Origin of the sequence: Xenorhabdus sp. PB61.4, from assembly GCF_963894935.1 — a bacterium.
Lineage (GTDB): Bacteria > Pseudomonadota > Gammaproteobacteria > Enterobacterales > Enterobacteriaceae > Xenorhabdus > Xenorhabdus stockiae.
The window spans coordinates 1-6,841 of the sequence record NZ_CAWQJR010000059.1 but is presented as its reverse complement, the minus strand read 5'-3'; the positions used below and the strand labels follow the sequence as shown (position 1 = coordinate 6,841).

Sequence of the window (6,841 nt, the reverse complement as noted above, 5' to 3'; positions counted from 1 at the left end):
ATTAACTATTTCACGAAACAATCCAGACAAAACAGGTGATTAGCAAATGGTACCAGCATAATAAAAAATCATTAACCACCTCGTTAATAATTATGAAAAATAGTTACTAATAAAAATCACATTATATCAATTGCTATACTATTTCCTAGCGTTAGGATTAATGTAACTTCAACGTAGAAAAATAAAACCATCCACCTATTTAATAAAAAATAACGTGAATTTATTCAACGTCGGTTTTTCACCCCTAAAAAACTGAATCGTTTCAACAAATGTTATAGAGTATATAGGGAGGTAAAATGTTTCACCTAACATTGCAAAATATCCATCTGGCAGCACATGCTGACAATAAAAAAGATGCAATTCAGCAGGTTGCCGATATTTTAACCACCGCCGGATATGTCAGTAAAGAGTATGTTGATGGGATGCTGGAGCGTGAAACACTGTCTTCTACCTATCTGGGTAACGGTATTGCCATCCCGCATGGTACCCATGCCACACGCGGCAACGTACTTCACACTGGTGTACAAGTGATGCAATTCCCGGACGGTGTTGACTGGGGTGATAACCAGACTGCCTACATCATTATCGGCATTGCGGCAAAATCTGACGAACATCTGAAGCTGCTACACCAGTTACTCCCCATTCTCAATGATGAAAATCGAGCCAGCCAGATGGCGAAAACCACTTCGGCAGATGAACTCTACCGCTTACTCATGAACCCACAATTACCCTATCTACTGGATGCCACCACAATCACACTGGATATTGACACCAGAGATCTGGAAACCTTGCAGGCGCTCAATCTCGCTCGCCTGCAAAAAACCAGCTCGGTGAATGCCGCATTTATTGTCGATATTCTCGCGAGATCCCCCATACATCTGGGGCAAGGGATCTGGCTGAGTGACAGTTCACGGGGTAGCTTATAGCTAAATCAACATAACTTGACGCAGTCCATATACACCATAAGCAATGCTGCGTTGCCATTTGAATTCAGATGTTATGTCACATTATTTTGGTTCTGCTATACGTAATGCCGTTGCCATCGCACGTCCAAAAACTTCCTTCAATATGAGTACCGATAATCTTGATGAAAAACCGGTCAGTTTGCTCATCACCATTGCCTACGCCGACGATCAGCTGCATAACCTGCTGACTAATCTCAACACCCTAATTCAACACGGAAAAGGAGCACAACTGCAACAGGCTCAAGATAATGCAAAACTCATCAGATTACTGACAACTAAGGCCGCACAGCAGGCTACATTACAAGCAAAAAATACCCTGACCGCAGATTTTACCCTGCCCAATGAACATGGGCTACACACCCGCCCCAGTGCACTATTGGTTCATGCCATCAAACAATTCAGCAGCCACATTACCATCACTCCTCTGGATGGAGACTCCATTCCCGTTGATGGCCGCAAACTGATGCTGGTTGCAGGTTTGGGCATTAAACGGGGAGACCGTATCCGTTTTACCGCTTCCGGCCCGGACGCCAAAGAGGCTCTGGACACCATCAAAAATCTTATCAACAACAATCTGGGTGAAGATATCGCATGAACAAGAATGGAATGAATAAAAGAGTCGCCACCATCACCCTCAATCCAGCCTACGATCTGGTCGGGTTAACCGGAGACATAAAAACCGGTGAAGTGAATCGGATCCAAACTGCGGGATTATATCCGGCAGGTAAAGGCATCAACGTTGCGAAAATTCTCAAAACACTCGGCATTGACGTTACGGTAGGTGGTTTTCTCGGTAAAGAGAACCAGAGTAACTTTCAAAAAACTTTCGCAGAACTGGGCATCACTGACCGATTTCAGATAGTGGAAGGCCGGACGCGTATCAACGTCAAACTCACCGAGCAGAACGGCCTTGTCACCGATTTCAACTTTTCAGGATTCAATATCAATAAAGAAGACTGGCAGAGCTTTGCCAAAAACTCCCTCACATGGCTGCGGGAGTTCAACATGGTGTGCGTCAGTGGCAGCTTGCCGGCAGGCGTTGAGCCGGATGACTTCACTGACTGGATGCAGCAACTGCGCGAAGCTTGCATGTGTGTCGTATTCGATAGTAGCCGGGAAGCCTTCACTGCCGGAATCAAAGCACAACCGTGGATGGTTAAACCGAACCGTCATGAACTGGAAATCTGGGCAGGCAGACCTTTACTGACTCAGGAAGATATCATCGGCGCTGCTCAGCAGCTACGTGCGGAGGGGATCTCACATGTCATCGTCTCATTAGGCGAGGAAGGAGCTATTCTGGTTAACTCAGCCGGAGTCTGGCACGCCAGACCACCGCACTGTGAAATTGTCAGTACCGTCGGTGCCGGTGATGCCATGGTGGGTGGCCTGATTTACGGCCTGATGATGGGACAACCCTGCGAGCATACATTGCGCCTTGCTACCGCCATTTCTGCCATGACCGTCAGCCAAAGTAACGTCGGCAATATTGACCGCCAGCAACTCGCCAGCTTAATGACAAAAGTGGAACTCATTTCATTAAAAAAACAATCGAAAAAAACAGCCATCGAAAAACCAACAACAATAAGATGAGAACGCCATGAACATACTGATTATTAGTAATGAGAAACAAGGACAAGCACGCGCCTACCTCGCCAGACAAACGCTGGAGAATGTCATATCCCAACATGGCCTTACCCTGTCTGACGATCTAAGTACGGCTGAACTGGTGATCATCATCGGAGAATCTGTACCAGATAGCTTAAATCTGCATGACAATAAGTTGCATGGAAAGAAAATCTTTATTGGCTCCGCAGAACAGATAATCAGCGAACCCGAGGTATTTCTCCACAAAGCCCAAACAGAAGCGAGTGTTTATCATCAGCAACACACTACTGATACTGCAGAAAGCAAGGTTCAGCAAAAGCCTGTCAACATCGTTGCCATCACCGCCTGCCCGACCGGTGTCGCCCATACTTTTATGGCAGCCAAGGCACTGGAAACAGAAGCACAAAAACGCGGCTGGCAAATCAAGGTCGAAACCCGAGGCTCTGTGGGAAGCGAAAACTCTCTCACTAATGCCGAAATCGCGGCAGCAGATCTCGTGATTATCGCAGCCGATATCGAGGTTGAACTCACCCCTTTTTCCGGCAAACGACTTTACCGCACCTCGACGGGAGCAGCCCTGAAAAAAACTGCCAGCGAGTTGGATAATGCCCTAACCAAAGCTGAGATTTATACTGCGACTAGAACAACTTCTGCTCCCAGCAGGGACAATCAGGCAAATACCAGCATTTATCAACACTTGATGACCGGCGTTTCCTACATGTTACCCATGGTCGTCGCAGGCGGACTGTGCATCGCATTGTCATTTGTCTTCGGCATCGAAGCGTTTAGAGAGCCGGATACACTGGCTGCATCTCTGATGCAAATCGGCGGCGGCTCCGCACTTGCCCTCATGGTGCCCGTACTCGCTGGTTACATCGCCTACTCCATCGCAGGTCGCACGGGATTGGCTCCCGGACTTGTCGGCGGAATGCTCGCCGTTAGCTCTGGTGCGGGCTTCCTCGGCGGTATCATCGCAGGCTTTCTTGCTGGTTATATTGCCAAATTACTGACAACCAGACTTCGCCTACCACAAAGCATGGAAGCATTAAAACCAATCCTGATTATTCCACTGGTCGCAACACTGGCGACGGGATTAATCATGATTTACGTTGTCGGTAAACCCGTTTCAGCGATTATGGAATGGCTGACTCACTGGCTGAAATCGATGGGAACCACCAATGCCGTGATCCTCGGCGCAATACTGGGCGGCATGATGTGCACCGATATGGGCGGGCCGGTGAATAAAGCCGCTTATGCCTTTGGCGTAGGATTATTGAGTGCCCAGAGCTACGGCCCGATGGCCGCAATTATGGCAGCGGGAATGGTTCCACCAATAGCCATGTGGCTGGCAACAGTGATTGCGAGAACTAAATTTGACCAAAGTGAACGCGAAGGCGGAAAAGCAGCACTGGTACTGGGGCTATGTTTTATCTCGGAGGGAGCGATTCCGTTTGCGGCGAAAGATCCGGTAAGAGTCCTGCCAAGCTGCATTCTCGGCGGTGCAATTACAGGAGCGCTTTCGATGTACTTCAGCGTACAGCTAATGGCACCACATGGCGGGCTGTTTGTACTACTGATACCGGGCGCAATTACACCTGTATTGCCTTACCTGGGAGCGATTTTAGCGGGTACGCTGTTAACAGCCGGGGTTTATGGGGTGATTAAGAAGAAAGAAACTCAGGTAGTAGGTTGAGATGTTTTATAGGGGAGTGGTGGTGAAACTGCAACTCCTTAAACCCTCCAATAGGAGGAAAAACAAACATTGACCATAGTCGACATTTTCTTAAAAAAGACATCTTTGATACCACCCTCAAAGATCATATACTGTTTTGACGCACTATTTATGCCCAAAGTATAAAAATTAAGCAAGCGTTAAATGGTGCAATTGACTTAAATTAATATGCTTTTTAGCCTCTCGCAAGCTGTAATTAGCCTGTATTTTTAACCACGTTTCTGGTGTACTGCCAATCACTATAGATAACTTCAACGCCATTTCAGGAGTAACAGATGTCTGTCCTGAAAGAAGCCTGCTAGCAGTAGAAGGCGCAATTTCCATTGCCTTAGCAAACTGGCGCAAACTCACATTCATCTCGATTAGTATTTCTGCAATAATTTCACCAGGATGTGCGGGGTTAGCCATTTGCATTAGCGATAATCCTCCAAATTAAGAATTTCAGCATCACCGTTTATAAATTTAAATGTGATACGCCAATTTTCTGATACTTTGATTGATCAGATATTTTTACGATTACCTTTTAATTCATGAAGATCATAACCGGGAAGATTAATAGCCTCAATACAACTGGCAGAATCAATAATTGTAAGTCGGTTTTTTATTCGAGGAACTAGTTTTTGTTCCAACCCACTACTATCATTCTTTAAAAAGAATTTTTTCAGTCCTTTGTGCTTGAAACTCTTGATCATGGTAACCATGTTCCCAACTATGGAACAGTATAACGTATGTTCCATCTTCTACAACACTTTTATAATGTTATAGTCTTAATTAAATATTTCAGTACCAATTAATTAAATTGGTAAAGCATCCCTCTAAATTAAAGTAATAAATTTGGCTCTATTTATTATATTTTTTCTATCTAATACAATAAATAGCGAATCTATTTAGTGATAAATCTAATTTTATTAAAAATATCCTAACACTAACCATATCAATCATATGTACAGACGAAAAATACAGAAATTTCCCCACTCATTTAACTATCATGTCCGACAAACTCTTTTTCCTGCACTTCAGATTCAGAACTACTCCGCTTTCCCTCCAATTTAGCAATGACTGATGTAGCAATGCAGTTACCCACCACATTAGTGGCTGTGCGTCCCATATCAAGGAGCTGGTCAATAGCAAGGATCAATAATATACCCGCTTCAGGCAGTTTGAACATCGGGAGAGTGGCGGCAATAACCACTACAGAAGCACGAGCTACGCCAGCCATACCTTTGCTGGTAACCATCAGTGTTAACATAATCAGGATCTGTTCTGTGATACTCAAATCAATATTGTAAGCCTGCGCAATAAAAAGAATGGCAAAGGATTGGTACATCATCGAGCCATCAAGGTTAAATGAGTAACCCAGAGGCAATACGAAACTGGAAATTTTTTTCGGCACACCAAAACAGTTCAGTGCATTCATGGTCTTTGGATAGGCAGATTCGCTACTCGCGGTGGCAAAGGCCAGTATGATAGGCTCCCTGATAAGCTTCATCAGCAAAAAGATATCTTTGCCGAGGAAAAGAAACCCAATGGTCAGTAAAATGCACCAAAGTAAAAGTATCCCCAGATAGAAGAGAGCGATTAATTCGCCATATTCATAAAGCAACCCCATCCCTTCAATAGTAATGGCGGAGGCAATGGCAGCAAATACCGCAATTGGAGCCAATGACATAACATAATCTGTGATGCGGAACATGATGCGCCCCAGATCTTCAATCATAGTCACTATAGGGCTTGTTTTCTGACTATTCCGGCAAATATATGACAATGCTGAACCAAAAAAGAGAGAAAAAATAAGGATCTGTAATATTTCATTATTTGCCATAGCTTCCACAAAACTACTGGGAAATATATGGCTGATAAAGTTTTTCAGGGAAAATTCACCAGCATTCAGACTCGTATCGATATTTCCATGTTGTGGAATTGCAATATTTAGCCCGCCCCCTGGCTGGAACAGATTAGCTATCAGAGTGCCAATGCTAATCGAAATCAAGCCAGCAACAATAAACCATATCATTGCTTTGATAGTGATCCGTCCAACAGATGATGATCCTCCAATTGACATTAATCCGGCAACAATCGTGGAAAATATAAGCGGCCCAATAATCATTTTTATCAGACGCAGAAAGACATCGGTAATAATGTTGATATAAGAGGCAATTTCTTTTGCCTGACTGGCATCAAGATAATGATTAAATCCCCATCCCGTTATCACGCCAAGCAAAATGGCGATAATGATCTGCTTCATCAGTTTTTGCCTCTTCATTATTATCCCCTTATTTTTTGTTATGCTAATTACTCGGATTTATCCTTTAGTTACCTGGCTATATTTTATTACTTATTCTATTTAAAAATGTTATTTCATAAGAAGACCACAACCTGCATAACGGTGGGTTTTAAATATAGAATGAATAAGATTTAAATAGGTAAATTCTAAATAAACAAACCTAAAGTTTGTTTGGCATACAAGAAAAAACCAAAAATAAGCCATATAGAATAGGGAGTTAACTGGACATAAAACAATTCATAAAAACAATAACAT

Annotated in this window: 6 protein-coding genes and 1 pseudogene; 4 read left to right on the top strand and 3 right to left on the bottom strand. The window is 43.8% G+C overall.

Annotated features, from left to right (window positions below):
- Window positions 1-296 precede the first annotated feature (296 nt).
- The 4 genes from AACX68_RS20105 (at window position 297) to fruA (ending at window position 4,263) form a co-directional block, all read left to right on the top strand.
- Window positions 297-926 carry a PTS sugar transporter subunit IIA gene (locus AACX68_RS20105; RefSeq protein WP_370630335.1) on the top strand — a complete coding sequence of 210 codons (630 nt, stop codon included), beginning with the start codon at window positions 297-299 and terminating at the stop codon, window positions 924-926.
- A gap of 73 nt (window positions 927-999) precedes the next feature.
- Complete coding sequence (locus AACX68_RS20100) at window positions 1,000-1,560, top strand: HPr family phosphocarrier protein (RefSeq protein ID WP_370630334.1); 561 nt, start codon at window positions 1,000-1,002, stop codon at window positions 1,558-1,560.
- Window positions 1,561-1,571: 11 nt separating this feature from the next.
- On the top strand, window positions 1,572-2,555 hold the full coding sequence (gene fruK, locus AACX68_RS04670; RefSeq protein ID WP_228860708.1) for a 1-phosphofructokinase: 984 nt from the start codon (window positions 1,572-1,574) through the stop codon (window positions 2,553-2,555).
- Between the two features lie 7 nt (window positions 2,556-2,562).
- Window positions 2,563-4,263: a PTS fructose transporter subunit IIBC gene (gene fruA, locus AACX68_RS04665; protein ID WP_228860707.1), complete on the top strand. Its 1,701-nt coding sequence runs from the start codon at window positions 2,563-2,565 to the stop codon at window positions 4,261-4,263.
- A 168-nt stretch (window positions 4,264-4,431) separates the two neighbouring features.
- Here fruA and AACX68_RS04660 read toward each other — a convergent pair whose 3' ends face one another.
- From AACX68_RS04660 to AACX68_RS04650, 3 genes and pseudogenes are all read right to left on the bottom strand, one after another.
- Window positions 4,432-4,716, bottom strand: coding sequence for a HigA family addiction module antitoxin (locus AACX68_RS04660; RefSeq protein WP_228860706.1), 285 nt, complete (start codon window positions 4,714-4,716; stop codon window positions 4,432-4,434).
- A pseudogene (locus AACX68_RS04655) lies at window positions 4,716-4,994 on the bottom strand (type II toxin-antitoxin system RelE/ParE family toxin). Before AACX68_RS04655 ends, AACX68_RS04660 begins: the two are co-directional and overlap by 1 nt.
- 287 nt (window positions 4,995-5,281) lie before the next feature.
- The gene (locus AACX68_RS04650) at window positions 5,282-6,565 is read right to left on the bottom strand and encodes a dicarboxylate/amino acid:cation symporter (RefSeq protein ID WP_228860705.1); all 1,284 of its coding nucleotides are present in this window, start codon (window positions 6,563-6,565) and stop codon (window positions 5,282-5,284) included.
- Between the last annotated feature and the right edge of the window lie 276 nt (window positions 6,566-6,841).